This window comes from Arthrobacter sp. UNC362MFTsu5.1 (assembly GCF_000685965.1).
Taxonomy (GTDB): Bacteria; Actinomycetota; Actinomycetes; order Actinomycetales; family Micrococcaceae; genus Arthrobacter.
This window is the reverse complement of record NZ_JMLE01000004.1, coordinates 60181-85471: the sequence shown is the minus strand read 5'-3', so window position 1 is coordinate 85471 and position 25291 is coordinate 60181. Positions and strand designations below refer to the sequence as shown.

Below are 25291 nucleotides of genomic sequence, written 5' to 3'. Positions count from 1 at the left end.
CTAAAGCCGGGCTGGGTCCGAATCCTTCGGACCCAGCCCGGCTTCTTTGTAATACCCCTCGATGTGGGCCGCAACGAGCCCGGCTGCCCTGCCGCCGTCGTGGTTGTTGATGGCGGCGAGGATGTTGCGGTGTTCGGAGCGGAGCCGTGCGGCGGTGGCGTCCCAGTCCGGAAGGTTTGCCGTGAGTTTGCCGGCGTAGCTTTGGATCGCTTCCCGGAGCGAGCCCATCATGGCGCTGACCACGGCGTTGCCCGCCGCCTCGGCGAGGGCCAGGTGAAAGCGGACGTCGAGGGCCAGGAATTCATCGGTGTCCGGGCAGGCGTCCATCTTTTCGAGCAGTGAGGCGGCCTCCGCGAGGGCCGGCGAGTCCGTGCGCGCCCGGGCGACAGCCCAGGACTCGAGCAGGACGCGGGTCTGCACAATGTCCGCCACCGGCAGGTGCGAGGTGGCCACATGCAGGCGCAGCGCCGAGCCGAGCGCCGCCGTCGGGTCCGCGATGACCACGGTGCCGGCGTCGGGACCGGATCCCACGCCTGCCCGGACAACGCCCATGGCTTCCAGGATGCGGATCGCTTCACGGACGGAAGTGCGCGAGACCTGCAGCTGCTCGGCCAGCGTCCGCTCCGCCGGCAGCCGGCCGCCCAGGGCAAGTTCGCCGCTGGAAAGCTGGTTCTCGATCCATTGCAGGACCAATTGATGAGTACGCATGGGCCAATGGTACTTGATGTGGTTGGACCACATCCTTTAGAGTGTGGTTAGACCACAGAGCCACCACAGCCCGATGCCCCGGAGGCAGCAATGACGCACACCATCCAGCCCAACAACCCCGAGACCACCCCGGCCCCTGAGACTGACGTGGCCGGAACTGACGTGGCCGGCGCTGCCGCGCCTGCGGGTACGTCCCTGTCCGGAGCCGTGAACGGCGCCGTGAACCGTGCCGCAGCGGCGGTCCCGGCGGCCCTCAAGCGCCGGGTGCCCAAGTATTCGGACCTCGCGCCGCTGATGCAGTTCAAGAAGCCGGAGTTCAGCCGTGCCGCGAAGCTGCAGCGCGCCAGCACCATCTGGGAGCTGCGCGACATGGCCAAGCGCCGCACCCCGCAGGCTCCCTTCGACTACACCGACGGCGCGGCAGAAGCCGAAATCACCCTGCGCCGCGCCCGTGAGGCCTTCCTGGACATTGAATTCCGGCCGGGCATCCTCCGGAACGTCTCCAGTATCGACCTGAGCACCGACATCCTGGGCAGGCCGTCCCGGCTGCCCGTTGGCATCGCACCCACCGGTTTCACCCGGATGATGCAGTCCGAAGGTGAGTACGCCGGGTCCCAGGCCGCCGAGGCCGCCGGGATTCCCTACACGCTTTCCACCATGGGCACCGCGTCCATCGAGGACGTTGCCGAGGCGGCACCCAACGGACGGAACTGGTTCCAGCTGTACCTGTGGACGGACCGCGACCGTTCCCTCGAACTCATTGAACGCGCCGCCAAGGCAGGAAACGACACCCTGATGGTCACGGTGGATACCGCCGTCGCCGGCGCCCGCCTCCGGGACGTCCGCAACGGCATGACCATCCCGCCGGCGCTCACGCTGAAGACCGTCCTGGATGCGTCGTACCGCCCGGCCTGGTGGTTCAACTTCCTCACGCACGAACCGCTGACCTTCGCGTCGCTCTCCCGCTACACCGGCACCGTGGCGGACCTGATCAACTCCATGTTCGATCCCACCCTGACCTTCGAGGACCTGGACTGGCTGCGCGAAACCTGGAAGGGCAAGCTGGTGGTGAAGGGCATCCAGACCGTCGACGACGCCCGCAAGGTGGTGGACCACGGCGCCGACGGCGTGGTGCTCTCCAACCACGGCGGCCGCCAGCTGGACCGCGCACCCATCCCGTTCCACCTGCTGCCGGACGTCAAGGAAGCGTTCACCAAGGACAACTCGGACGCCGCGATCATGCTGGACACCGGCATCATGAGCGGCGCGGACATCATTGCCGCGCTGGCACTGGGCGCCGATTTCACGCTGATCGGCCGCGCCTACCTGTACGGCCTCATGGCCGGCGGCCGCGCCGGCGTGGACCGGGCCATCCAGATCCTGGAAAAGGACATGACCCGCACCATGGCGCTGCTGGGCGTCAGCAAGCTCTCCGAGCTGACCCCGGACCACGTGCGGATCCTCGGCAGGTAGGCCGCCCCGGCTTTCGGAGGCCCCGCCCAACTAGGTAGCAGCAGATGTCGTTTTGAACGCTCAGAACGACACCTGCTGCTACCTACTTGGGTACCGGGCTACTTCTTGCGGCCGAACTTGGGCAGGTTTGCGATGAGGTCCGCGGCCTTCGTGGCGGCGCGGCCCACGGTACGGCCGATCTGCTGCGGGACGGTGTCGTCCCCGGCGGTGGCCACGGGGATCGCAACGGCCGGGCTCAGCTGGCCGCCCTCCGAGGCGCCGGGCACCGCCGCGGCGGCCGGACGGGCGGTGCCCGCAGCGGCCGGCACCGGCGACGGTGCCGCGGTTTCCGCAGCCTGCTCCGTTTTTCCCTCCAGGATCTGGGCGGCCGGGGAGCTGACGACGGCGGCGGCCTGCGGCCCGACGTCGAACGTCCCCAGCCAATCGGCGACGCCGGCAAGGGGCTTGGGGTTCAGGGCGTAGTAACGCTTCTGGCCCTGGGCCCGCATGCTGACGAGGTCGGCCTCGCGGAGAACCTTCAAATGCTTGGAAATGGTGGGCTGGCTGGCATCCAGTTCCTCTACCAGTTCCCCCACTGCTTTGTCCCCCGAGCGGAGGGATACCAGAATGTCACGCCGGGTTGCCTCAGCAATGACGGCAAATACGTCGTCTGTCACCATGTGATCCACCCTAGCGACATATACGCCGGATGGCATCCACTATTTCGTCCCGCGCACGACGGCCATTGCCCTGTACCGGCACCGGTGCTAGAACGGACTCACGGTTGCCCCGGGCTCTCCGGCTGCGGCCGCTCAAACATGAGGGGTGGGTGGCCATGGATTTCCTCCGCCAGCAGCTGTTCAACATCATCGCGTTTGTGTTTTTGGGCCTGTTCGTCGCGGTCTGGGGCTCCGTGCTGCTGCGCGTCGGCTTCTGGGTGCCGGACGGCAGGACGGTTGCGCCGCCGCTGAACGGTGCCCTGGTCACCGCGGCTGGCGTGCTGGCCACCTCACTGAGTTCGCTGACGGCGTCGGCCCTCGGATTCACCATCGCCGAGGTGCGCCGTGACGAACAGGTGCAGCGCGACCTCGCCCCGGGCGACGCGGATGCCGTCTCCTTCAACCCGGCGGAGGTCACTGCCCGCCTGTCCGGCCGGATCGTGGCCGCAGTGGTGGTGTACCTGGCGGTGGGGCTGCTGGTGCTGCTGCTCTGGCTGGTGAAGGGAACAGCGTCCACGGACTTGATCGGCGCCTTCGCGCTGTCATTGCTGGGCTGGCTGATCGGGGCCGCCGGGGTGGTGTTCCAGACCGAGAAGCCGGTTTCCTAGCCCGGCCGGGCCAGAGTTAGTCGAACCAGATTTAGTCGAACAGCGCTAGTCGAACCAGGGATCCAGCCCGTACAGCGGGAACACTTCCTTGCGCGTGGCCATTACGGTGCGGTCCACTTCGTCGTTGGGATCGAAGCCCACCTCCCACGAACGCCACCACACGTCCACGTCGTCGCCCATGAATTCGGGCGCCGGCACGCCGTAAACGGCCCCGTACTTCTCCTGGACGTACTGGCGCCAGTCTGCGGGGACCGGGGTGCGGAGCGGCACCGGCCGGCCGGCCGCGATGGCAATCAGGTGGCTCCAGGAGCGCGGCACCACGCTGATCACGTTGTAGCCGCCCCCGCCGGTGGCAATCCACCGGTTGTCACAGTAGCGGGCAGCGAGGTTCCCGACGGCGGTGGCCGCTTCACGCTGGCCGTCCACGCTGATGTTGAGGTGCGTGAGCGGATCCAGCCGGTGCGAGTCGCAGCCGTGCTGGCTCACAATCACCTCGGGCTCGAAGGCACCGATCAGCTGGGGCACCACCGCGTGGAATGCCCGGAGCCAGCCGGCGTCGCCGGTGCCGGCGGGCAGTGCCACGTTGACCGCGCTGCCTTCCGCGTTGGGGCCGCCGATCTCGTTCGCAAAGCCCGTCCCGGGGAACAGGGTCAGGCCGGTCTCGTGCAGGGAAATGGTGAGGACCCGGGGATCATCCCAGAAGATGCTCTGCGTCCCGTCGCCGTGGTGGGCGTCGACGTCGATATATGCCACGCGCTGCACGCCGCCGTCGAGCAGTTTCTGGATCGCCAGGGCGGCATCGTTGTAGATGCAGAATCCGCTGGCGCGTTCCCGGGCCGCGTGGTGCATGCCGCCGCCGAAGTTGACGGCCCGGACGGCGCTGCCGTCCAGGATGGCGCGGGCAGCCAGCAGTGACCCGCCGGCCAGCCGGGCGCTGGCCTCGTGCATGCCGGCAAAAGCGGGATCGTCCTCCGTGCCCAGGCCCCGGGCAAGGTCGGGGACGTCCGGGTTTGCGCTGACCCGGCGGACCGCGGCCACGTACTCGGGGCTGTGGACGGTGCACAGTTCCTCGTCGCCGGCCACGTCCGGGGCGGCCACGGTGACGTGCCCCAGGTCCAGCAGGCGCAGGCTGCGGGCCAGGCGGGCGGTCAGCTCCATCCGTTCCGGTGCCATCGGGTGCCCGTGGCCGAAGTTGTATGCAGTCATGGCCATGTCCCACACCACCATCGTTGGCAGTGCGGGCTGCGTGAGTCCGGGCAGGAATGTCATCAAGGACAGGCTACCTGAGCGGGGCACCCGGATTTCCCGGTCATCGCGCGGAATATAGTGGTTTACTACTGAAGGAAGCAGTTTCAACCGAGGAAAAGCCGCACATGACGCAAAGCCAGCCGAGGTCCCAGAGCCCGGCTAACTGGCATCCCGGCATGCCGGAGCGTGAGGGCCTGTGGATTTTCACGGGTATCCGCGACTTTATCGACAACATCGCCAACACGTCGCCGGCACGGCTGGCGCTGACCGCGTTCGGTGTTGTCATCATTTTGTTCACCGGGCTCCTGTCCCTGCCGGCGTCCTCCGCCTCCGGCGATTTCACTCCCCTGCACCAGGCTCTCTTCACCGCGGTGTCCGCGGTCTGCGTCACCGGCCTGACCGTCGTGTCCACGGCGGTGCACTGGTCCTTCTTCGGCCAGCTGGTCATCCTGATCGGCATCTTCGTCGGCGGCCTCGGCACGCTGACGCTGGCCTCGCTGCTGGCGCTGATGGTCAGCAAGAAGCTCGGCGTCCGGGGCAAGCTGATTGCCCAGGAAGCCATGAACAACGCCGGCCGCCTCGGCGAGGTGGGCACCCTGCTGCGGATCGTCATCACCACGTCCGTGGTCATTGAGGCCGCCCTCGCGGTCACCCTGATCCCCCGCTTCCTGACGCTCGGCGAGAGCTTGGGACAGTCGGTGTGGCACGGCGTCTTTTATGCGATCTCGGCCTTCAACAACGCCGGTTTCACGCCGCACTCGGACGGCATCGTCCCCTACGAGACCGATCTCTGGATCCTGGTCCCGCTGATGCTCGGCGTCTTCCTGGGCAGCCTGGGCTTTCCCGTGGTGATGGTGCTGCAGCAGAACGGGCTGAACTGGAAGAAATGGAACCTGCACACCAAGCTGACCATCCAGGTGTCGTTCATCCTGCTGGCTGCCGGAACGCTGCTGTGGGGGCTCATGGAGTGGGAAAACATGCGGACCATCGGTTCCATGGATGTCGGCGATAAAATCGCCCACTCGCTGTTTGCCTCCGTCATGACCCGGTCCGGCGGCTTCAACCTGGTGGACCAGAACCACATGGAATCCACCACCATGCTGCTCACCGACGCCCTGATGTTCGCCGGTGGCGGGTCGGCTTCCACGGCCGGCGGCATCAAGGTGACCACCATCGCCGTCATGTTCCTGGCCATCGTGGCCGAGGCCCGCGGCGACGCCGATGTGAAGGTTTACGGCCGCACCATTCCACAGGGAACCATGCGGGTGGCCATCTCGGTGATCGTCGCCGGCGCCACCCTCGTCTCCGTCTCGGCCTTCCTGCTCCTGCACATCAGCGGGGCCTCCCTGGACCGGGTGCTCTTCGAAACCATCTCAGCCTTCGCCACTGTTGGCCTCAGCACGAACCTCAGTGCCGAGCTGCCGCCGTCGGGCGTTTATGTCCTGTCCGCGCTGATGTTCGCCGGACGCGTGGGCACCGTGACCCTCGCCGCTGCGCTGGCGTTGCGCCAGCGCAGCCAGCTGTACCACTACCCGGAAGAGAGGCCCATCATTGGCTGATTCCTCAGGCGCCGTAAATCGCCCCGCCCACAACGCCCCCGTGCTGGTGATTGGACTGGGCCGCTTCGGCTCATCCACCGCCGAGCAGCTGGTCAAGCAGGGGCGCGAGGTCCTGGCGATCGAACGCGACCGCAACCTGGTGCAGAAATGGGCGCCCGTGCTCACGCACGTCGTCGAGGCCGACGCCACGAACATCGACGCCCTGCGCCAGCTCGGCGCGCAGGAGTTCAGTTCCGCCGTGGTGGGGGTGGGAACGTCCATCGAATCCTCGGTGCTGATCACCGTGAACCTGGTGGACCTCGGGATCCAGCATCTCTGGGTCAAGGCGATCACCCCGTCCCATGGCAAGATCCTGACCCGGATCGGCGCCAACCACGTGATCTACCCGGAGGCCGACGCCGGTGTCCGTGCCGCGCACCTGGTGTCCGGACGGATGCTGGACTTCATCGAGTTCGACGACGACTACGCGATCGTGAAGATGTATCCGCCGCGGGAGACTGTCGGGTTTACCCTCGAGGAATCCAAGGTCCGTTCCAAGTACGGCGTGACCATCGTGGGCGTGAAGACCCCGGGCGAGGACTTCACGTACGCCCGCCCGGAGACCAAGGTGTCGTCGCGGGACATGCTGATCGTGTCCGGCCACGTGGACCTGCTGGAACGGTTCGCCGCCCGCCCGTAGCCAGCCGCGAGCCTGCGGTGGGCCGCGAGCCTGCGGTGGCCCCCGCCGGGGCCGCTAGCCGAGCTGCCGGGTGATTTCGGCGGCGCGGGCGGCTGCGGCGCGGGCGCCGTCGGCGATGATCGCCGGCAGGCCGCGCTCGTCGAATGTGGCGATGGCCCGCTCGGTGGTGCCGTTCGGGCTGGTCACCGCCTTCCGCATTGTGGTGGGATCCGCGCCGGGCTCAGCCAGCATCAGGCCGCCGCCCGCAACCGTTTCCCGCGCCAGCAGGAGTGACAGCTCGGGATCCAGCCCCAGTTCGACGCCGGCGGCCGCCATCGCTTCGGCCAGGTAGAACACGTAGGCGGGACCCGAACCGCTGATGGCGGACAGCGCATCCACCTGTTCTTCGGGCACCTCCACGACGGTCCCGGTACCTTTGAGGACGTCCTTGGCCAGCTGCAGCTGTTCGGCAGAGCAGTGGGTTCCGGGCGAGACGGACACGACGCCGCGCCCGAGTTTTGCAGGCGTGTTCGGCATGGTGCGGATCACGGGCTGTCCGGCCGGCAGTGCAGCTTCGAGCTGCGCGATGGACACCGCGGCGGCCACGCTGATGACGATGGTCTTCGGGGACAACGCACCGCTGATTTCCCTCGCGAGATCGGCAATTCCCACAGGCTTGACGCCAAGGATCACGATGTCGGAGCCGGTGGCCGCCTGCATGTTGTTTTCCGGCTCCTCTTCGCCGGCTATGGCCGTTATGCCGGGGTGCCGCTGGGCAAGTTCGGCGGCACGTTCAGCGCGCCGGACGGTGGCCACGACATCCGCGGGGTCCGTTCCGGCCTCCAGCATGCCGCTCATGACGGCCTCGTTCATGGATCCACAGCCAAGGAATGCGATTCGGTTGCTCATTGGTCCATCATGGCAGTTCGCCGAGCATTGTCGCATCCGGCCCCATTCACAGCTGGCTCACATGATGGCCGCAGCTTCTTCACAAAGTGGACGCCTAACGTAGTTATTACCTCATTGAGGGTGCGAGTGATGCGGCAAGCATGGGGATGTTTGCCCGGCACCGGTGGTCTGCAGCAGGTTTCCCCCATTTTCCTGCCAGGGCCGCCGGTGCTTCTCTTTTTAAGTCCGGGCTCCCGGCCCCGTCCTCAGCCCCGGCCAGTGCACATTGCCAGCCAACGCACAGGGAAAATTCCTGAAACACCCAAACTGGGTCGCTAGCTTGGAAGTGCCTCACAGGTGCGAGTGATGACAGCCGGTTCTTCGGGACCGGCGCGGCGCCGGGCGGCTGCGGAAGGGTTCCCCCAATTCCTTCGGCAGGACCGTCCGGCGCTTTCTCTTTTAAGGTCTCCGGGGTTTGGCAGGTTCTCCGGCGCTTTTCTCGTTCACCGGGGCTTTGCTCGCTCACCGGGGCCTTGCGCCTCGAACGGAAGCATTCACGACGACGGCTCGCCAGCCGGGGGCAGTTCCAGCAGCCGGCCGTCAAGGAACCGCCGCTCAGCCGCATTTCCTGCCAGCGCCAGCGCCTTCCGGTACTCCTTCCTGGCTTCGGAGTACCGGCCCAGGCGCCGGAGGAGGTCCGCTCGCACCGAGTGGAATACGCCGTAGCCCCCAAGGTCCAGGGCATCAACCAGCCCGAGGGCCGCGGCGGGGCCCTGCACTTCGGCAACAGCCACCGCCCGGTTGAGGGCCACCACCGGGCCGGGCGACACCTGCAGGAGCTGGTCGTACAGCCGCAGGATCTGGTTCCAGTCCGTCGCACCGGCCGACGGGGAGTCGCTGTGGACGGCGTTGATGGCAGCCTGAAGCTGGTACGGTCCCGGCCGGTTCAGGCGGAGGCAGCGGCGCACAATCGCCTGGCCTTCGAGGATCAGGTCCTGGTCCCACAGCGCCCGGTCCTGGTCCGCCAACAGCACCGTGCCGCCGTCGGGCGCCGTTCTGGCGGCGCGCCGCGACCCAATCAGCAGCAGCAGCGCCAGCAGCCCCTGGGCTTCGGGTTCGTCCGGCATCAGCGCGACCAGGAGCCGGGCCAGCCTGACGGCCTCCGTGCAAAGCTCGTCCCGGACCATTGCCTCGCCGGAGCTCGCGCTGTATCCCTCGTTGAAGATGAGGTAGACGACGGCGAGCACGGCTGTCAGCCGCTCCGGCAGTTCGGCACCGCGGGGAACGCGGTAGGGAATCCGGGCGTCCCGGATTTTGGCCTTGGCCCGGACCAGCCGCTGGGCCATGGTCTTTTCCGGCACCATGAAGGCGTGCGCAATTTCCGCAGTACCCAGCCCGCCCAAGAGGCGAAGCGTCAGCGCCACGCGCGCCGGCATTCCGAGGGCGGGGTGGCAGCAGGTAAAGATCAGCCGCAGCGTGTCATCGTTCACTCCGGCCTCCTCCCCCAGCTCATCCATCAGCAGGTCTTCGGGCGCCGCTCCCGGGGCTTCCCCGTTCCGGGAGTGGAGCAGCGCCGCCTGGGCATATTTGTCGTCGCGGGCGGCGTCACGCCGGAGCCGGTCGATGGCTCTGTTGCGGGCAGTAGTGATGATCCAGCCGGCGGGACTGGGCGGGATGCCCGCGGACGGCCAGCGCTGCACCGCTGCCGTGAACGCGTCCTGGACGGCGTCCTCGGCGATGTCAATGCTGCCGAACACCCGGACCAGGACCGCCACGGCGCGGCCGTACTCGCGGCGGAAGACGCGGGCTATCGCCACCGCGGGATCCCCGCCAGGATCCCCCGCACCGGTCCCGGAAACGGGTCCCGTCATCGGATGCGTCCGAACGCCTAGTGCTGGAAGGGGCGGACTTCGACCGGCAGGGTCACGATCTTTGCCAGCCTGCGGGCCCAGCCGAGGGCCGCGTCCAGGTCGCCCACGTCAACGACGGTGAAACCGCCCAGATGCTCCTTGCCCTCGGTGAAGGGGCCGTCGGTGATGAGCACCTCGTCCCCCTGCGGCCGCAGGACCGTGGCGGTGTCCGCCGGATACAGGCCGGCTGCGAACACCCAGGCGCCGGCTGCCTTCATCTCCTCGTTAAGGGTCCCCAGCTCGCGCATGATGGGCTCCAGGAACTCCGCGTCCGGCACGGGGCCGTCGGGCTGGTAAATGCTGAGCAGGTACTGTGACATTTGGTTTCCTCCTTGCGGATTCGGCCGGCCAGGTGCCGGCGTCTCACCCTCTACACGAACGGCCGCCGCCCGTATCGACATCCCGCACCACCCCGTTGAGAAAGCCTGTCGACAGTGTGGCTAGGCCTCCCGCGCACCGACCAGCGGGTGGCTCAGGTGCTGGCGTGCGAACGTCAGGGTTTCGTTCAGCCACTCTTCGCGCTCCCCCGCGAACTTCGCCCGCCGGGTGGAGATTTCCGCCACCACCACGCCGTCGAAGCCGGTCCTTGCCAGGTGTTGCAGCGCTTCGGCGCAGCCCTGGTTGCCGCGACCGGGAATCAGGTGCTCGTCCCGTCCGGAACCTGATCCGTCCGTCAGGTGGATGTGCCTGAGCTTGCTGCCCAGGGCTTTGATCGCCTCAACGCTGTTGGCCCCCGCGGTGGCGGCATGCGAGAAGTCCCAGGTGACGTCGTCGTAATCCTGCCCCAGCGGGTCCCAGTGCGGCAGGTAGGCAACCGTCTCCCGTCCCCGCACGCGCCACGGATACATGTTTTCGACGGCGATCCGCACCTGGTACATATCGGCGAGCTGCCGGATGCCGGCCGGGAAATTCTCCGCGTAGTTGTTCTGCCAGCGGAACGGCGGATGAACCACCACGGTGCCGCAGCCCACCTCTCGGGCCATCCGGCAGGACATTTCGATCTTGTTCCACGCCGAACCCCACACCTTCTGGGTCAGCAGCAGCGTGGGTGCATGGATGGAGACGATCGGCTGCCGGTAGCGGTGGCTGAGCTCCAGGAGGGAGTGCGGGCTCTGGCTGGTCGTGTTGTTGGTGACCATCACTTCCACGCCGTCAAAGCCCAGGTCCTGCGCCACGGCGAAGGCATCGTGCACGCTCAGCGGGTAGACGGACGCGCTGGACAGCGCCACCGGAATGACGCGGTTCTCTTCAGGGGAACGCTCGACGCCGGCGCTCATCTCAGTCGGCCCTCCCGCCGGATACGGTGGCCGGGGCCGCTGCGGCAGCCGGGGCGGTTTCGACGGCCTCCGCGATTTCGGCGGCTTGCGCGGTTACGGCGGCGGGGGCTGCCGTAACCGGCGGCAGCGCTACGTGGGAGGCGGGTTCCAGGGGACCTTCGAAAATCAGCTGGTCCAGCCTGCGGAGGATCAGTCCTTCACGCAACGCCCACGGGCAGATCTTGACCTTCTTGAATTCGAAGAGTTCCAGGGCGGCCTCGGCCACGAGTGCTCCCGCGAGGAGCTGGTTGGCGCGGGCTTCGGAGACGCCGGGGAGGTGCAGCCGGTCCTCGGTTTTCATGGCCGATATCCGCTGGGCCCAGATGCCGAGGTCCGTGGCGCCCAGTTGGCGCTTAACGTACGGTCCGGCGGCGCTCGGGGCAGCGCCGGCTATGCGCGCCAGGGAGCGGAAGGTTTTGGACGTCCCGGCCACCACGTTGGCCCTGCCCAGCTCATTGAAGCTTTTGACAGCGGGTTTCAGGGTGGCCCGGATGTAGCGCCGGAGCTCCTTGACGCTCTTGGCCGTGGGCGGGTCCTCGTGCAGCCAGTCGCGGGTGAGGCGGCTTGCTCCCAGCGGCACGGAGGTGGCCAGTTCCGGCAGCTCATCCTGGCCCAGGGCCATTTCGAAGGAGCCGCCGCCGATGTCGAGGTTCAGGATCGGTCCGGCGCCCCAGCCGTACCAGCGCCGGACCGCAAAGAACGTCATGGACGCTTCCTCGCTGCCGGTGAGTTCCTGGAGCGTCACCGTGGTTTCGTGCTTGACCCTGGCCAGCACGGCCGGCCCGTTGGTGGCTTCGCGGATGGCCGACGTACAAAAGGCCAGCAAGTCCTGGGCTTTGTGCTTGGCAGCGAACTCCCACGCTTCCAGGACGAATTCGATGAGCTCGTGCTGGCCGGCGTCGTTGATGTTTCCCTCGGCGTCGAGGAACTGCACGAGCGACAACGGGCGTTTGTGCGAGGCAAAGGGCACCGGCCGAGCGCCGGGATGCGCATCAACCAGGAGCAGGTGGACGGTGTTTGATCCTATGTCGAGGACGCCAAGACGCATTCTGCCATTATTCACCGATAGCAAGCCGCCGGCGCAACTGCGTCGGCGGCTTGCCCGTCCGCGTCGGGATTAAAGCAGCTGCTACTCGGCTGCTGCTTCGGCGGAATCCTCTGACGGCTGGTCCGCCCGCTTGAAGTCACGGCGGATGTTGGCCACGCCCTCGGGATCGATTTCAAAGCCGAAGGCGCTGCCCGGATTGATCACCATGCCGAGCTCGTCGCCGAGGTTGCCGATGATGGCGGCGCCCTGGGTGCCCAGGACGTTGGGGGCCGCGTCGAGGAACTGCTGGTCCACCCGGCTCGGGTGCGAGAAGACGGCAAGTACGGGCTTGCCCTCGGCGTTGGAGAGCACCAGGGGCTCCACCTGCGCGTCTTCGCCTTCAAGGGCGTCGGAGCTGATGATGTAGACCTCGTTGTTGAGGAAGGACAGGATGACGTCCACCGGGTTGGCATCCGGGTGGTCACCTGTGGCGAGCTTCTCTTCGAGGTCGTTCAGGGGCTGGATTTCCGCGGGTGCAGGCTGTTCAGTCATGTCTCTACTCGACCACGTTTGCCGGGCGGGGCGCAAACGTGCGGCGTCCGGCTTCGACTTCGTGGGTGCGGGCCGGGGGCTGTGTTCCGGAACGGAGCCCCCGGCCCGCACCCACGGCCTCAGCCACGCAGGAGCCGCAGCAGCCGCACTTTCATGCCCCGCTCGTCGAACAGGTCCTTCCAGCCAATGCGCAGGATCCGCCACCCCTGCTCGGTCAACAGCTTCTCCCGTTCCCGCTCCTCATAAATCACTTGGGCTGTCGGTTTGTAATCGAAGTACTTTGACTTCCCATCGAATTCCAAAGCGGCGCGGAGTTCCGGCCATGCGAAGTCGAACCGGTAGGTACCACGGGCTGTTTGCACCGGAAACTGGAGCACAGGGGCAGGAAACGTCAACCGCGCAATGACGTCCCTGGTCAACGACTCGCCGGGCGACTCGGACAGTGGGTCCGCAAAAGCCAGCGCCCGGCGGAGGCCGGCCACGCCCCGGACCCCGGCCAGCCGGGTGCACTCCGATTCCAGCCAGTGCCGATCCGCTCCGCTCCGTAGCCCGTGGTCGAGGAGGATCAGTGCCTGCCGGTAGCTGAGCATCCGGGCGCAGTCCAACACCGTTCGGTCCAATGACGTTACTGGCAGACCGCCTACCTCGATGCGGTCGCTGTCCAGGATATGAGCTGAATGCGCCCTGACATCGGCAGCGTGGGAACCCCGGGCCGCGTGGTAGGGAATGGTCACGTGAATCAGTTGGTCGGCCCGCCACAGATACAGGCGGTGCAACCGGGCGGCGGACGTGTGGCTGAACGTCAGGCCGTCGGCCGTCGCCGGCAGGGTCCGCTTGCTGTAGGCGACGAGCCGCGCACGCCCCCGGTCACCGTCAGAAAGGGCATTCCAGTAGCTGCCGCGGGCCATGATGCCAGTGCGTACTCGGACGAGGACGCCAGCAAGGAGGTGCTCGCTGATGCGCCGTTTGCTGAGACCCTGGGCCAGCAGCTCTTCCGTCCGCCACATGACGTCGCCGGCCGGTAGCAGACTCCCGGGTACGACGGCGGCACTGCTCACGGGGCCCGTGGGCATGACGCGAGCGGACGCGATGGAGGGGAACGGCGTGGCCTCCGCCCAGATGTTAGCGAGCGGATCTGTGGCTTCACGCGGCTGGGGCATTCCCTGATTGTTCATTGCACCAGCCTCCACTGGCGTCGGGAAGCGCGGAAGCACGGCGCCGGGCCATGTGGAGAACCCAGGACGTGGGTGCGGGCCGTGGGCTGCGTTTCGGAACGCAGTCCACGGCCCGCACCCACCGTCTCGGGCGGAAGGGCCCCTACTTCTTGGCAGCGGCCTTCTTCTTAGCGGGGGCCTTGCGTGCGGCGGGACGCTTGGCCGGGCCCTTGGCACGCTTCTCCGCCAGGAGTTCCACGGCCTGCTCGCGCGTCAGTTCCTCCAGGGAGGTGGCGCGCGGAACGGTGATGTTGGTGATGCCGTCGGTGATGTACGGTCCGAAGCGGCCTTCCTTGACCACGATGTTCTTTTCGGACACCGGGTCCGGGCCGAACTCGGCGAGCGGCGGCACGGCGGCGCGCGCACCCCTCTGCTTGGGCTGGGAGTAGATCTCCAGCGCCTGCTCCAGCGTGATCGTGAAGATTTCCTCTTCGGAACCGATGGACCGCGAGTCCGTGCCCTTCTTCAGGTACGGGCCGAAGCGGCCGTTCTGCACGGTGATGACGTTCCCTTCGGCGTCCTCGCCGAGTACGCGCGGCAGGCTCATAAGCTGCAGGGCCTCTTCCAGGCTGACCGTGTCCACGCTCATCGAGGCGAACAGCGAGCCGGTGCGCGGCTTGGCCTTTACGGGCTTCTTCGGCGGCTTGGGCTTGCCGTTCTTGTAGTACTCCACCGGCTGGTTGGCGAGCTGCTCGTCGGTCATTTCCGGAATGACTTCCGTAACGTAGGCGCCGTAGCGGCCGTTCTTGGCCACCACCGTGTGACCGGTGTGCGGGTCATCGCCAAGGACACGCTCCTCCGGAGCGGCCGTCTCCATCAGTTCCTTGGCCTTGGCGGCAGTCAGCTCATCCGGAGCCAGGTCCTCGGGGACGTTCGCGCGGGCAGACTCAACCACTTCGCCGGTCTTCGGGTCGACCGTGGGGATGGAGCTTTCCAGGTACGGGCCGAACTTGCCCACACGAAGGGTGATGCCCTCGGCGATCGGCACGGAGTTGATTTCCTTGGCGTCGATTTCACCAAGGTTGTTGACGATGCTCAAGAGACCGGGGTCGGAGTCTTCGCCGTAGTAGAAGTGCTTGAGCCAGGCGGCGCCCACGGCCTGGCCGTTGGCGATCTTGTCCAGGTCGCCTTCCATGTCCGCGGTGAACTCGTAGTCCACGTAGTCGTGGAAGTGCTGTTCGAGCAGCCGGATCACGGAGAAGGCGATCCAGCTCGGGACCAGCGCGGAGCCCTGCTTTCGCACGTAGCCGCGGTCCTGGATGGTGGAAATGGTGGAGGCATAGGTGGACGGGCGTCCGATGCCCTTCTTTTCCAGCTCCGCCGTCAGGGAGGCTTCCGTGTAGCGCGGCGGCGGCGAGGTTTCGTGGCCAACGGCAATGATGTCCGAGGCGGTGAGTGCATCGTCCTTGGCCACGTTGGGCAGGCGGCGGGCTTCCTCGGAATCGTCGTCGCCGCGGCTTTCGTCCTTGCCTTCCTCGTAGGCTGCAAGGAAGCCGGGGAACGTGATGACCGTGCCGGAGGCGGAGAACTCGGCGTCCCGGCCGTCCGCTGCCACCGCGCCCAGGCGGATGGTGGCCGTGGAGCCCTTGGCGTCGCCCATCTGGGAGGCGACGGTGCGCTTCCAGATGAGCTCGTAGAGCCGGAATTCGTCGCCGGACAGCTGCTTGGCTACCTGCGCCGGGGTGCGGAAGGAGTCACCGGCGGGGCGGATAGCTTCGTGGGCTTCCTGCGCGTTGGCGGCCTTGCCCGTGTAGACCCGGGGCGACTGCGGCACGTACTCCGGTCCATAGAGCTCGGACGCCTGGCGCCGGGCGGCCGTCACTGCTTCGTCACTCAGCGCGGAGGAGTCCGTACGCATGTAGGTGATGTAGCCGTTTTCGTAGAGGCGCTGGGCCACCTGCATGGTGCTCTTGGAGGAGAACCGCAGCTTTCGCCCGGCTTCCTGCTGCAGCGTGGACGTGGTGAACGGAGCGGCCGGACGGCGGGTGTACGGCTTGGTGTCGACGGAGCGGACACGGAACTCGGCGCTCTGCAGGCCTGCCGCGAGGGACGTGGCGAGTTCCTCGTTCAGGTGCGCGACGTTGCGCGAGGTGAGTTCGCCGTTGTCGTTGAAATCGCGGCCGCTGGCCACCTTGGCGCCATCAACGGCCGCCAGCTTCGCTTTGAAAGAGGAAGCAGCACCCGAGCCGGCGCCGAACTGGCCCGTGAGGTCCCAGTAGGACGCGGCCTTGAAGGCCATGCGTTCCCGTTCACGGTCCACCACCATGCGGGTGACCACGGACTGGACGCGGCCGGCTGACAGGCCGCGGGCCACCTTGCGCCACAGCACCGGGGAAATTTCGTAGCCGTACAGGCGGTCCAGCACGCGGCGGGTTTCCTGTGCATCCACCAGGTCCTGGTCGACGTCGCGCAGGTTGCCCATGGCGCGCTGGATGGCTTCCTTGGTGATTTCGCCGAAGGTCATCCGGTACACCGGCACCTTGGGCTTGAGTACTTCCAGCAGGTGCCACGCGATGGCCTCGCCCTCGCGGTCCCCATCGGTTGCGAGGTAGAGTTCGTCGGCGTCCTTGAGCGCAGCCTTGAGCTCAGTCACCTTCTTCTTCTTGTCCGCGGACACCACGTAGTACGGCTTGAAGTCGTTTTCGATGTCGACGGCGAACTTGCCGATGGAGGTCTTCTTGAGTTCGGCAGGGAGCTCCGAAGGCTGCGGCAGGTCACGGATGTGACCGATGGAAGCCTCCACGATAAAGCCCTCGCCCAGGTACTTGGCGATGGTCTTGCTCTTGGCCGGAGACTCCACGATCACGAGTTTTTTGCCGGTTTTGGCCTTGCTTGGCACGGTGCTCCTACAGAAAAAGGTTGGCTCGGGCAGATGAGCCCATACTCGCCTAGTTCACCATATTTTGAAGGATGATGCGCATTCATGTGGAAAACGGGTGCCGGGCATCACTTACGGTCGTCAGGAATCATGGACCACATCGTGGCCATTCTCTCGGCGCCGTGGGGAACTTGGTCCGGGTCTTCGAGCTCGTAATCCTTGAGCAGCCCGAACACCTTGGCGGTGAGCTCGGAGCGCTGCGCCGGTGTCAGGTACAGCAGGTTGCTGGAGAGCACCACGACACCGGGCGCCTCGGTCGATTCGCTGTTCTTCCGGCGTTCGTCACGGACCTTGGCGTAGGCGTTGACCCTGCGCCGGAAGGCATCCAGCTCCAGGTCGAGGACGGCAAACTCGGGGCTGGCCACTCCCCCGCCTGAATTGATGGTGAAGTCCGTTCCGGCGGCCCGCCACCGGCGTTCCCTGGCGTCGCCGGCAGTGGCGGCCGGCTCCACGATTCCCCATTTCTGCAAGGCCCGCAGGTGGTAGCTCATGGCGCTCGGCGTCAGGCCGGTCTGCGCGGCAAGCTCCGTCGCCGTCCGGCTGACCTGCGTGGAATACAGTTCCGAGATCACTTCCAGCCGTGCCGCATGGGCCAGCGCGCGGATGGCCTTCGGGTCGGTGATCTCCACCTTCTTTTCCGGCCGTGCCCTGCGTTTGGCACCCTCTTGTGCGGCCGGCTCCGTTTCTGGAGTTTCTGCATTCACGACTCCATTCTATCGGCGATCAGCCAACTCTGAAAGAAACGCTTGACATTCCATCGCACCGGGGAGTAGTTTCGCGGACATGGGGGACATGGCCGGGAGATCGCCTGCCTTAATACAAGTAAATCCAGCGCTTTGGCGAAACCGGGACTTCCTGTTGGCAAGCAGTGCCCGGTTCCTGGCTGCCACCGGCATGGGTGCCGTGGTGGTCAGCGTAATGCTGCATCTGCAGGCACTGACCGCGGCCGGCACCGTCACGCTCGCGGGCTCCTGGCTCGTGGCCGCCTACCTGCTGTGCTCGGCCCTGCCGCTGGTGATCCTTGCCCCCTGGGCCGGGCGGCTCGCTGACACGAGGGATTCCCGGACAATCGCGACGGCGGCCTCCGCCGGAAGTGCCGCAGCCATTGCAGGCATGGGCCTAAGCATGCACTACCTGGAAAACTACATTCCCGTGCTCTTCGCCCTCACGTTCCTGCTGAACGCCTGCCAGGCCGTGGCCGGCCCGACGTTTCAGGCCCTGCTGCCCCGCATTGTCGGGGAAGAGCGGACACCCAGGGCCGTGGGAACCATGCAGGCAACCATCATGATCGCGGGAATGGCAGGGCCTGCGGCAGGCGGAGTGCTTAGTGGGTGGGGCGGTTCGCTGCTGGTGTTTTCCGTGGCAAGCGCCCTCTACGTCCTGATGGGAGTGGGCGCGTTCCTGATCCGGACCCGGAGGGGCACCTCCGCCGAACGAGCCGGCAGGAAGCTGCCCGCTTTGATGGACGGGCTCCGGCTTATCCGGCGGGACAGCCTGGTGTGGGCCCTGGTGCTCGGCGCACTGTTCTTTATTGCCGTGGGGGAAGCAACCAACGTCCTTGAAGTTTTCCTCGTCCGGGGCGAGATGGGCGCGTCCGAAACGCAATACGGCCTGCTCGTGGCCTCTTTTGCCCTGGGAATGGCCGCCGGAGCCGTTCTCGCCGCCCGCATCACATCAGCCCCGGTCAGGCTCCGCGTCCTCCTGGGGTCCATGGCGCTGACGTCCACGGTACTCGCGGTCATCGGGCTGGTGCCCACCGTGGAGCTGATGTTCGTGGCCTACACCGGGATGGGAGTCTTCTGCGGTGTCCTCAACGCCTGCTTCGGAGCGATCGTCATCCTTCGGATGCCCGAGGAAGGCCGCGGGCAGGCGATGTCCATGATCGGCGGCCTGACCCGCGCCATCACCGTGGTGGCGTTGGCGTTCGGGGGCCTACTCGGCGTCCTGCTGCCGGTCCGGGCCGCCTTCCTGCTGGTCGGCGGCATCGGCGCGCTGGTGTCGCTGGCCATCGCGATTACTGTTCTGTGGCGCTTCGGTTCAGACCCGGACGGTCCGGCGGAACCGCCCGCCGTGTCCGGTTCAGGCCGGCAGGAGGAACCCGTCGAGGACCAGGTTCCGGACTTCGGCGAGGAGCCCGTTCCGGAACGTTTCGCCGTCGAACCCGTCGCCCCCGCCCAGCAGCGCTTCAAGGGCACCGGTGATCTGCCCGACGGACAGATCACCGTCGCACGCTGACACGAAGCCGGCAAGCTCAGTACTGAGCAGGTTGGTGCGCCGAAGCCCCGAGCCCTGGCGCAACAGGATCACGCCGGGGTGTTCCGCACCGGGCCGCTGGTGGCGCTCCTCCGTGACGTCCTCCGCCACCAGCAGGTGGGTGGCGGCAAGATTGTTCGCGGCCACCCAGTCCGCCCGCTCCACCGCTGCGCCCAGGCACGGGCCAATGGGCTGCTCGATGGGATAGGTGATTTCCTCGAAGCGGCTGATGACCGGCCGGACGCCCGCGGCGGGGCGCCGGAGGAAGATCATGCCGAAGCCGATCCCGGCCACGTTGCGTGAGGCAAAGTCGTCCAGGTAGGCGGCGTAGGCGTCCTGGTAGTGCTGCCGGTCGCGGGACTCGGAGGCGTCCCGCAGCCACGTTTCGGCGTACTGTTCCGGGCCCACGAGCTCGCGCTGGATGAACCAGGCGTCCACGTCCGGTCCGGCCCAGCTTTGCGGCCTTTCCTGCCAGGCGGTCCCCGCCGTGACCTCCCAGTTGCCCAGGAGCTGGGCTGTTCCGGCCGGGGCCAGGACGGACGGCAGTTCGCGGACCAGCGACGCAACAATGTCGTCTCCGGGCAGCCCGCCGTCGCGGTAGGTGAATTGGTCCGCGGCGGCCTCTCCCAGGCTCCGGGGCGTGATCACGAACGGCGGATTGGACACCACCAGGTCGAAGGTTTCGCCGGCCACGGGTTCCAGCAGCGAACCCAGGCGCAGGCTTATCCGGTCCTCCGGCCTGGCGGGGTCGATGCGCAGTGCTTCGGCGTTGAGGAGCAGGTTGAACCGGGTGAAGGCAAGGGCCCGTGCCGAGATGTCCGTAGCTGTCACGTGGTCCGCGTGTTGCAGGAGGTGGAAGGTCTGGATGCCGCAGCCGGTGCCCAGATCCAGGGCTTTGGAAACCTGCCGGCGGATGGTGGTCTGCACCAGCGTGGTGGAGGCCTGCCCGATGCCCAGCACATGGTCGTGGCGCAGGACGCCGGGCTGCTGATGCGCCGCGAGGTCGCTGGCCACCCACAGCTCGGCCCCGCCGCCATTGTCCGCGTCGGTTTCGTCCGCACCCGCCGCGGCATTGCCGCTCCAGCCGTACGGCCGGAGGTCAGCCTTTGCCCTGACGGTTCCCGAAGCGGAATCCGTGCCGGTCTCCTCCGCCGCGGACGGTTCGACGAGCCCCAGCGTGAGGAGGCCCTCGGTGCGGATCCCCGGGAGGGCGGCGTCGAGCACTTCAGCATGCTGGGGCACGGCCAGGAGCCACAGGCGTACGACGGCGGCGAGCGCCGCTGCGTCGGGGTCACCTTTCGCGGCGGCTTCTGTGGCGATCAGCGACGGGATGAGCTGGTCCCGGCCGAGCGCAGAGTAAGCGGATTCGCCGAGCAGCGCGGCGACTCCGTCGACCGTGTACCCGATGCCGCGCAGGTCCGCGGCGAGGGCGGACAGCAGCTCCGGGAGGTCGCTGCGAGGGGCGTCGGGAGTGTTGCCGGACGTGAAGTGCATAGCTGTTTCAGTCACTGAGCAAGTCTATGGTTCCGGGATGCGCCCGCCGGCCTGCGCTTGCCGGAGTTCCCACACCCGGGGTCGCCGGGCCGATTCACTGGGATCAGTCCGCCTTCGGCGGGATTGTCGGCAGCACCACCTATGCTTCTGAGCATGAGCCGCAAAAGTGTGATCTTCGTTGACGCAGGTTTCCTCCTGGCCACGGGCGGGCTGCGGGTCACCGGGAACTCGCTGCGTTCAGCATTTTCGGTCCAGTACAAGAACCTTGTGGACGGCATCCAGGAATTTGTCAGCGAGCGCGACAGCCGGGATCTGCTGAGGATGTACTGGTATGACGCGGCCAAGGACGGAGTGTTCAGCGACGAACACAAGCGGATCGGCCTGCTGCCGGGGGTCAAGGTCCGGTTGGGCCGGATGTCTTATAACGGCGAGCAGAAGGGTGTGGACCTCAAGCTCGGCCTGGACCTCGTGGGAGTTGCGCGGAACCGTTCGGCCGACGTCGCCTACCTGTTGTCCGGCGACGACGACCTTGCCGAAGCGGTGGAAGCAGCCCAGGACCTCGGCATGAAAGTGGTGCTGCTGGGGATTGAAAACCAGGGCCACCGGCTTGGCGTCACGGCAGTGGCCGAGCATCTGGCGCTTCAGGTAGACGACATCGCCACCCTGCCGCAGTCGCTCTTGGACCGCTGCTTTGCGAAGTCGGCGCCGGTGGCGGAGGCTGCCGCCCAGGCTGCTGCGCCGGCCGGCGCCAGCCTGGGCAACGGTGTTTCAAGCAACGGCGCGGGCCATGCTCCCGGTACGAGGCCGGTTCCGGGGCCGGGTGTTTTGCCGGCCTTCAGTCCCGCGGGGCCGGAAGCAGGCGCTGCCACGGCCTCGGGTCCCGAGGCTGCCGGGCCTCCCGCCGGCGCCGAGCCCGCCGATGATTCCGTGTCCGCTGCTGCCAGCCCGGCAGGCACCCCCGGCCGCCCGGTGCCGACGCCGGGCCCACGGCGGGCACCGCAGGACCTGCGGCCGGTCCCGGCAGCCGGTATGGTGCGCCGCGAACCGGTGTATTCCACCGCAACAGGTGCCCCCGCTGCCCAGAGCCCGTGGTTCGACCTGGTGGAGAGCGCCGAAGCGGTGGCAGTCAGCCTCGCGGACAACTGGCACGGCAGCGTCAGCCAGCGGGAACTCAACGAACTCCTCGCAGAGCGTCCGCTGCTCCCGCCGACGATTGACCGGGTCCTGATCAAGGACTGTGCCGCGAAGATCGGCGAAGCGAAGACGGACCTCCAGGACATCCGGAAGGCCATCAGGGCTGCGTTCTGGCGCCGCCTCGACGAGCTGGTGTAACAGCGCCACGGCAACGCCCCGCAGAGGCTGGCCCGCATGAGTTGGTTGCGGCCCGGGCTGGTTCCGGGGCACCATGGTCCTATGCATCTGCAGCAACGATTTATCAGCCCTCGGCCGCTTCCCGGCCGCACGGGCTTCTTGTTGCGCGCATAATCTGCGGCCGCCGGGGTCCGTCCGGTGCAGCGGCTGAGGGTGATTCCTCCCGTCCCAAAGCTGCCCCAAAGGACCCCCATGAAGAACTATCTCTCCCTGACAGAACTCAATTCCGCACTCGCCCTGCGCGACCTGACTGACCCCGGCGCCGGAGCGCACGCCATGCAGCGGCTGCTGGCGGACGTGGTCACCGCGCTGCAACGGTGTTGGGATATCCCGACCGAAACCCACCGGCTCAATCCGCTGGTGGCCACCGCGGACAACTACGACAGGCTGGGCTATGCGCCAGGGGACGTGACCCGGGACTCCCGGTATTCGCGCCATGTCAGCCCCACCGTAATGCTGCGGAGCCACACGTCAGCGGGGATCCCGGCGCTCCTCGACTCACTCCGCGGCGAGCAGGGCCGCTACGACCGGCTGCATGTGCTGCCGGGGCTGGTCTACCGCCGGGACGCCATTGACCGCACGCACGTGGGTGCGCCGCACCAGGTTGATCTGTGGCGCATCAAGGCGCGCGGGCTGCTGGGGCCGGCTGATCTGCAAGCGATGATGGCGGCAGTTGTTGAAGCCGTTCTTCCGGCGGCTGAGCACCCCGGCGTGCAGTGGCGGGCCACCCCGGCCACGCACAGCTATACGGCGGCTGGCCGGCAGCTGGACGTGTTGGTCGCCCTGCCGGACGGCCGCAGCGAATGGCTGGAACTCGCCGAGTGCGGCCTGGTGGCTGCGCCCGTGCTGCGCAGCGCGGGGCTGGATCCCAGGAGGTGGGCCGGGCTGGCCTTGGGCATGGGGCTGGACAGGGCCCTCATGCTGCGCAAGGGCATGGATGACATCCGGCTGCTCCGTTCGGAAAATCCGGAGATCCAGGCGCAGCTGCTGGACCTGGCGCCCTACCGTCCGGTTTCACTCATGCCGGCAGTCCGCCGGGATCTCTCGCTGGTGCTCACGGGCCCGGCCGAGGCCGACGTCGAGCTGCTGGGCGACCGGGCACGCTCCGCCCTTGGCACGGAGGCCGATGTCCTTGCAGCCCTGGAGATCAAAGCGGTGACGCCGACGGCGGAGCTGCCGCCTGCCGCCGTCGACCGCCTCCGCATGGGACCGGGCGACGTCAATGTCCTGCTCCGGCTGGTGCTCCAGCCGCTCGACCGGACGCTGACCGATGAGCAGGCGAACCGGCTGCGGGACCGGGTGTATGTTGCGCTCCACCGGGGAAAAGTGCAGGAGCTGATCGCCGGGTAGGCCTTCCCCGGGGCTGGTCCGGGCCCCGGCCGGGGTCCGGACCAGCCCTTTTCAACAGGTAAGTTGGAGGTATGTTTTCACGTTCAACCGGGCCCCGGCGGCTGTCTGCGCTGAGGCGCGTCGTCGGCACGGCGGCCCTCGGCGCCAGCCTCGTGGTGGCCGCCTCGGCCTGCTCCCCGGCCGTGTCCATCGAGAACGCTGACGTCCCGGCGTGGAAGGCCACGGCCCTCCCGGCCGCCGGCGGGACCGTGCTGGAGGATGCCGGCAAGATCCTGAACCGGCAGCCGCTGGTGAAGGACGCCGCCGACATTCCCGCCGGCGTCTATACCCTGACCATGACGTGCGACGGCGGGGGCAAGGCCTTCTTCACGGTCAGTACCGGAGGAACGAAGCTCGCCGAAGCCGGCGCCGCCTGCAACGGCAGCCGCGAGCGCGCCAAAGTCACTGTCCCTGCCACCGGGCCCGTGCAAATCAGTGCCTCCAGCGTGGACGCCCCGCTCATCTACGCCTACCATTTGGCCGCGGCGGGCTAGCTGTGACTTGCACCGTCAGCGACGGTGCGTATGCTCAGGGGCATGTCAGCTCTTTGGGGGAAGCGGATGGTCAGCGTTGCTGCGGTTGTGCCTGTTCTGGCACTCCTCGCCGCCGTGCTGGGCGGTTGCGAGTACAGCACCGACACGTACGCGGAAGACGGCGATCCTGAGCAGTCCCAACCGCCCGCCGCTGCATCCCGGCCGCCGACGGATGCCGGCCGGGACCTCGCGGATTCTCGGGACGCCCGGCACAGCCCTCAGGACAACATCGACGCGCTGGCCGAACTGCTGGGCCGCCCTGACGGGAGCGGGCTCCCCTACGCTTCCGGCGGTACGGCCTCGTGGACTGCTGACATTCCTGCCGGGGAGTACTTCCTGACAGCTGTCTGCGTTGCCGCACCGGGCGCAGAACTGGTGGTGCGCCTGGGGACCGCTGCGCCGGAGCGGACCTCTTTCCGCTGCGGAATGGGCAAGGTGATGTACCTGGACCACAAGGGTGGCACGATCAGCGCCGAAGTCGTGGCACCCGCTGATGCGCCCTACGTCGTCACCGGCGTCAGGCTCGATCCCGACAAAGCGCCCCGCGGCCCCTCGTTCGCTCAAACAACAGCCTGGGCTGCAGGAGAACTCGGCCCCGTGCAGGCCGGCGAATTCCGGGGGTATCCGTGGGAAGGCCAGTGGCATCATTCCGGCGCGCCCGCAGTGGCCGGCATGCTGACCTTCACGTTCGTCTGCGACGGGCCCGTCATGGTGGAAGTCACCGTCCTCCAGCCCAGGGGGACAGATCTGTTCCAGGGCAGCATTCCCTGCGGCACGCCGTTTCCGGCCGATTTTCCGGTAGGACCCGAGGGCGTCATGGTGATGATGGATTCAAACAACTATCCCGTCCAGGCTGCCTACAGCCTGGTGCCCGCCGCCGGAGGCCGGCAGTGACAGGGATCCTGGCCCGACGCCGCGCGGCGGTGCTGGTGGCAGCGGCCCTGATCGCGGCCGCCGTCGCCGGGTGTGAATATGCGAACGACGTCGGCCCGGACCCGTCCCGCCCGGCTGGCCGGCCGGAAAATCCCCTCGGCGCAACACCCCTGCCCATCGCTTCGGCGGACCCCGCCCTGGTGGCTGAACTGGACCGGAACATGGCCGCCGTCGAACTGATGCTGGCGGACGTGCCGGAGGGTGCGGGCGGCGCTGCCGGGGGTATCAGCGGGCACAGCAGCAGCGGTGGCGGTTTGAGCTTCAGCGTCGTTCTGACGCAGGCGGGCACCTACACCGTCACCGTCGTCTGTGTGGGTGCCGTGGAAGCGCAGCTTCTGGTCACGTCCCGCGGATCCGCCGGAGGCTCCCATCGCATTGATTTTCCCTGCGGGGAACCGGTCGAACGGCAGGTTGAGCTGGGCACCGGTCCCGTCACCGCCCATATCGTAAGTCCGGACGAGGGCAGGATCCACAAAGCGGCGGTGGGGGCGGTACGAATTCTGGACCCGGCGCCCTGACGTCAGGACGCGCGCGTCGGCCGCGTCCGGCCGCCTCTGGTTCGGGCCTGTCCGCGGGCCTAC

General features: G+C 67.4%; 22 protein-coding genes and 1 pseudogene. 10 read left to right on the top strand and 13 right to left on the bottom strand.

The features are described from left to right. Entirely contained in the window at window positions 1-708 is a 708-nt protein-coding gene (locus BS38_RS0105820) for a FadR/GntR family transcriptional regulator (protein ID WP_028269943.1), read from the bottom strand. Between the two features lie 90 nt (window positions 709-798). Between BS38_RS0105820 and BS38_RS0105815 the strand changes: the two genes are divergently transcribed. After that, a complete protein-coding gene (locus tag BS38_RS0105815) occupies window positions 799-2181 on the top strand; it encodes an alpha-hydroxy acid oxidase (protein ID WP_028269942.1) in 1383 nt (460 codons plus the stop codon). 98 nt (window positions 2182-2279) lie between these two features. Here BS38_RS0105815 and BS38_RS0105810 read toward each other — a convergent pair whose 3' ends face one another. Continuing rightward, window positions 2280-2840: an ArsR/SmtB family transcription factor gene (locus BS38_RS0105810; RefSeq protein ID WP_028269941.1), complete on the bottom strand. Its 561-nt coding sequence runs from the start codon at window positions 2838-2840 to the stop codon at window positions 2280-2282. A gap of 155 nt (window positions 2841-2995) precedes the next feature. Between BS38_RS0105810 and BS38_RS0105805 the strand changes: the two genes are divergently transcribed. After that, complete coding sequence (locus tag BS38_RS0105805; RefSeq protein WP_028269940.1) at window positions 2996-3487, top strand: hypothetical protein; 492 nt, start codon at window positions 2996-2998, stop codon at window positions 3485-3487. A gap of 45 nt (window positions 3488-3532) precedes the next feature. Here the strand turns inward: BS38_RS0105805 and BS38_RS0105800 are convergent, their stop codons facing one another. After that, window positions 3533-4756 (bottom strand): acetoin utilization protein AcuC, encoded by a 1224-nt coding sequence (locus BS38_RS0105800; protein WP_028269939.1) that lies wholly within the window; start codon window positions 4754-4756, stop codon window positions 3533-3535. 104 nt (window positions 4757-4860) lie between these two features. On the opposite strand from BS38_RS0105800, the gene BS38_RS0105795 reads away from it, so the two are divergent. Continuing rightward, entirely contained in the window at window positions 4861-6294 is a 1434-nt protein-coding gene (locus BS38_RS0105795; RefSeq protein WP_028269938.1) for a TrkH family potassium uptake protein, read from the top strand. Further along, window positions 6287-6973 carry a potassium channel family protein gene (locus tag BS38_RS0105790; RefSeq protein ID WP_043437835.1) on the top strand — a complete coding sequence of 229 codons (687 nt, stop codon included), beginning with the start codon at window positions 6287-6289 and terminating at the stop codon, window positions 6971-6973. The genes BS38_RS0105795 and BS38_RS0105790 overlap by 8 nt, the downstream gene beginning before the upstream one ends. Before the next feature lie 54 nt (window positions 6974-7027). On the opposite strand, the gene proC is transcribed toward BS38_RS0105790, so the two are convergent. The 9 genes from proC to BS38_RS0105740 form a co-directional block, all read right to left on the bottom strand. Beyond that, window positions 7028-7861, bottom strand: coding sequence for a pyrroline-5-carboxylate reductase (gene proC / locus BS38_RS0105785; RefSeq protein WP_028269936.1), 834 nt, complete (start codon window positions 7859-7861; stop codon window positions 7028-7030). A gap of 533 nt (window positions 7862-8394) precedes the next feature. Next, entirely contained in the window at window positions 8395-9711 is a 1317-nt protein-coding gene (locus BS38_RS0105780) for an RNA polymerase sigma factor (RefSeq protein WP_028269935.1), read from the bottom strand. Window positions 9712-9728: 17 nt separating this feature from the next. Further along, entirely contained in the window at window positions 9729-10070 is a 342-nt protein-coding gene (locus tag BS38_RS0105775; protein ID WP_028269934.1) for a YciI family protein, read from the bottom strand. Window positions 10071-10190: 120 nt separating this feature from the next. Beyond that, window positions 10191-11027, bottom strand: coding sequence for a sugar phosphate isomerase/epimerase family protein (locus BS38_RS0105770; protein WP_028269933.1), 837 nt, complete (start codon window positions 11025-11027; stop codon window positions 10191-10193). A 1-nt stretch (window position 11028) separates the two neighbouring features. Continuing rightward, on the bottom strand, window positions 11029-12114 hold the full coding sequence (locus tag BS38_RS24495; RefSeq protein WP_043437832.1) for a Ppx/GppA phosphatase family protein: 1086 nt from the start codon (window positions 12112-12114) through the stop codon (window positions 11029-11031). An 81-nt stretch (window positions 12115-12195) separates the two neighbouring features. Further along, complete coding sequence (locus BS38_RS0105760; RefSeq protein WP_028269932.1) at window positions 12196-12645, bottom strand: SseB family protein; 450 nt, start codon at window positions 12643-12645, stop codon at window positions 12196-12198. Window positions 12646-12764: 119 nt separating this feature from the next. Next, window positions 12765-13820, bottom strand: a complete 1056-nt coding sequence (locus BS38_RS0105750; protein WP_231511102.1) for a hypothetical protein — start codon at window positions 13818-13820, stop codon at window positions 12765-12767. A gap of 142 nt (window positions 13821-13962) precedes the next feature. Further along, a complete protein-coding gene (gene topA, locus BS38_RS0105745; RefSeq protein ID WP_028269930.1) occupies window positions 13963-16698 on the bottom strand; it encodes a type I DNA topoisomerase in 2736 nt (911 codons plus the stop codon). A 107-nt stretch (window positions 16699-16805) separates the two neighbouring features. Beyond that, on the bottom strand, window positions 16806-17441 hold the full coding sequence (locus BS38_RS0105740; protein ID WP_028269929.1) for an ArsR/SmtB family transcription factor: 636 nt from the start codon (window positions 17439-17441) through the stop codon (window positions 16806-16808). Between the two features lie 79 nt (window positions 17442-17520). Between BS38_RS0105740 and BS38_RS26645 the strand changes: the two are divergent. Further along, window positions 17521-18801, top strand: a pseudogene (locus BS38_RS26645) (MFS transporter); the annotation flags it as partial. A gap of 15 nt (window positions 18802-18816) precedes the next feature. Here the strand turns inward: BS38_RS26645 and BS38_RS27575 are convergent. Next, window positions 18817-20484, bottom strand: a complete 1668-nt coding sequence (locus BS38_RS27575; protein ID WP_043437829.1) for a DUF7059 domain-containing protein — start codon at window positions 20482-20484, stop codon at window positions 18817-18819. A 153-nt stretch (window positions 20485-20637) separates the two neighbouring features. On the opposite strand from BS38_RS27575, the gene BS38_RS0105725 reads away from it, so the two are divergent. The 5 genes from BS38_RS0105725 (at window position 20638) to BS38_RS0105705 (ending at window position 25228) form a co-directional block, all read left to right on the top strand. Further along, entirely contained in the window at window positions 20638-21816 is a 1179-nt protein-coding gene (locus BS38_RS0105725; protein WP_028269926.1) for an NYN domain-containing protein, read from the top strand. A gap of 231 nt (window positions 21817-22047) precedes the next feature. Then, on the top strand, window positions 22048-23205 hold the full coding sequence (gene srmL / locus BS38_RS0105720; protein ID WP_028269925.1) for a PheS-related mystery ligase SrmL: 1158 nt from the start codon (window positions 22048-22050) through the stop codon (window positions 23203-23205). 71 nt (window positions 23206-23276) lie between these two features. Then, entirely contained in the window at window positions 23277-23738 is a 462-nt protein-coding gene (locus tag BS38_RS0105715) for a hypothetical protein (RefSeq protein WP_043437826.1), read from the top strand. Window positions 23739-23780: 42 nt separating this feature from the next. Beyond that, window positions 23781-24671: a hypothetical protein gene (locus BS38_RS0105710; RefSeq protein ID WP_156037073.1), complete on the top strand. Its 891-nt coding sequence runs from the start codon at window positions 23781-23783 to the stop codon at window positions 24669-24671. After that, window positions 24668-25228, top strand: coding sequence for a hypothetical protein (locus BS38_RS0105705; protein WP_028269922.1), 561 nt, complete (start codon window positions 24668-24670; stop codon window positions 25226-25228). The genes BS38_RS0105710 and BS38_RS0105705 overlap by 4 nt, the downstream gene beginning before the upstream one ends. Window positions 25229-25291 lie beyond the last annotated feature (63 nt).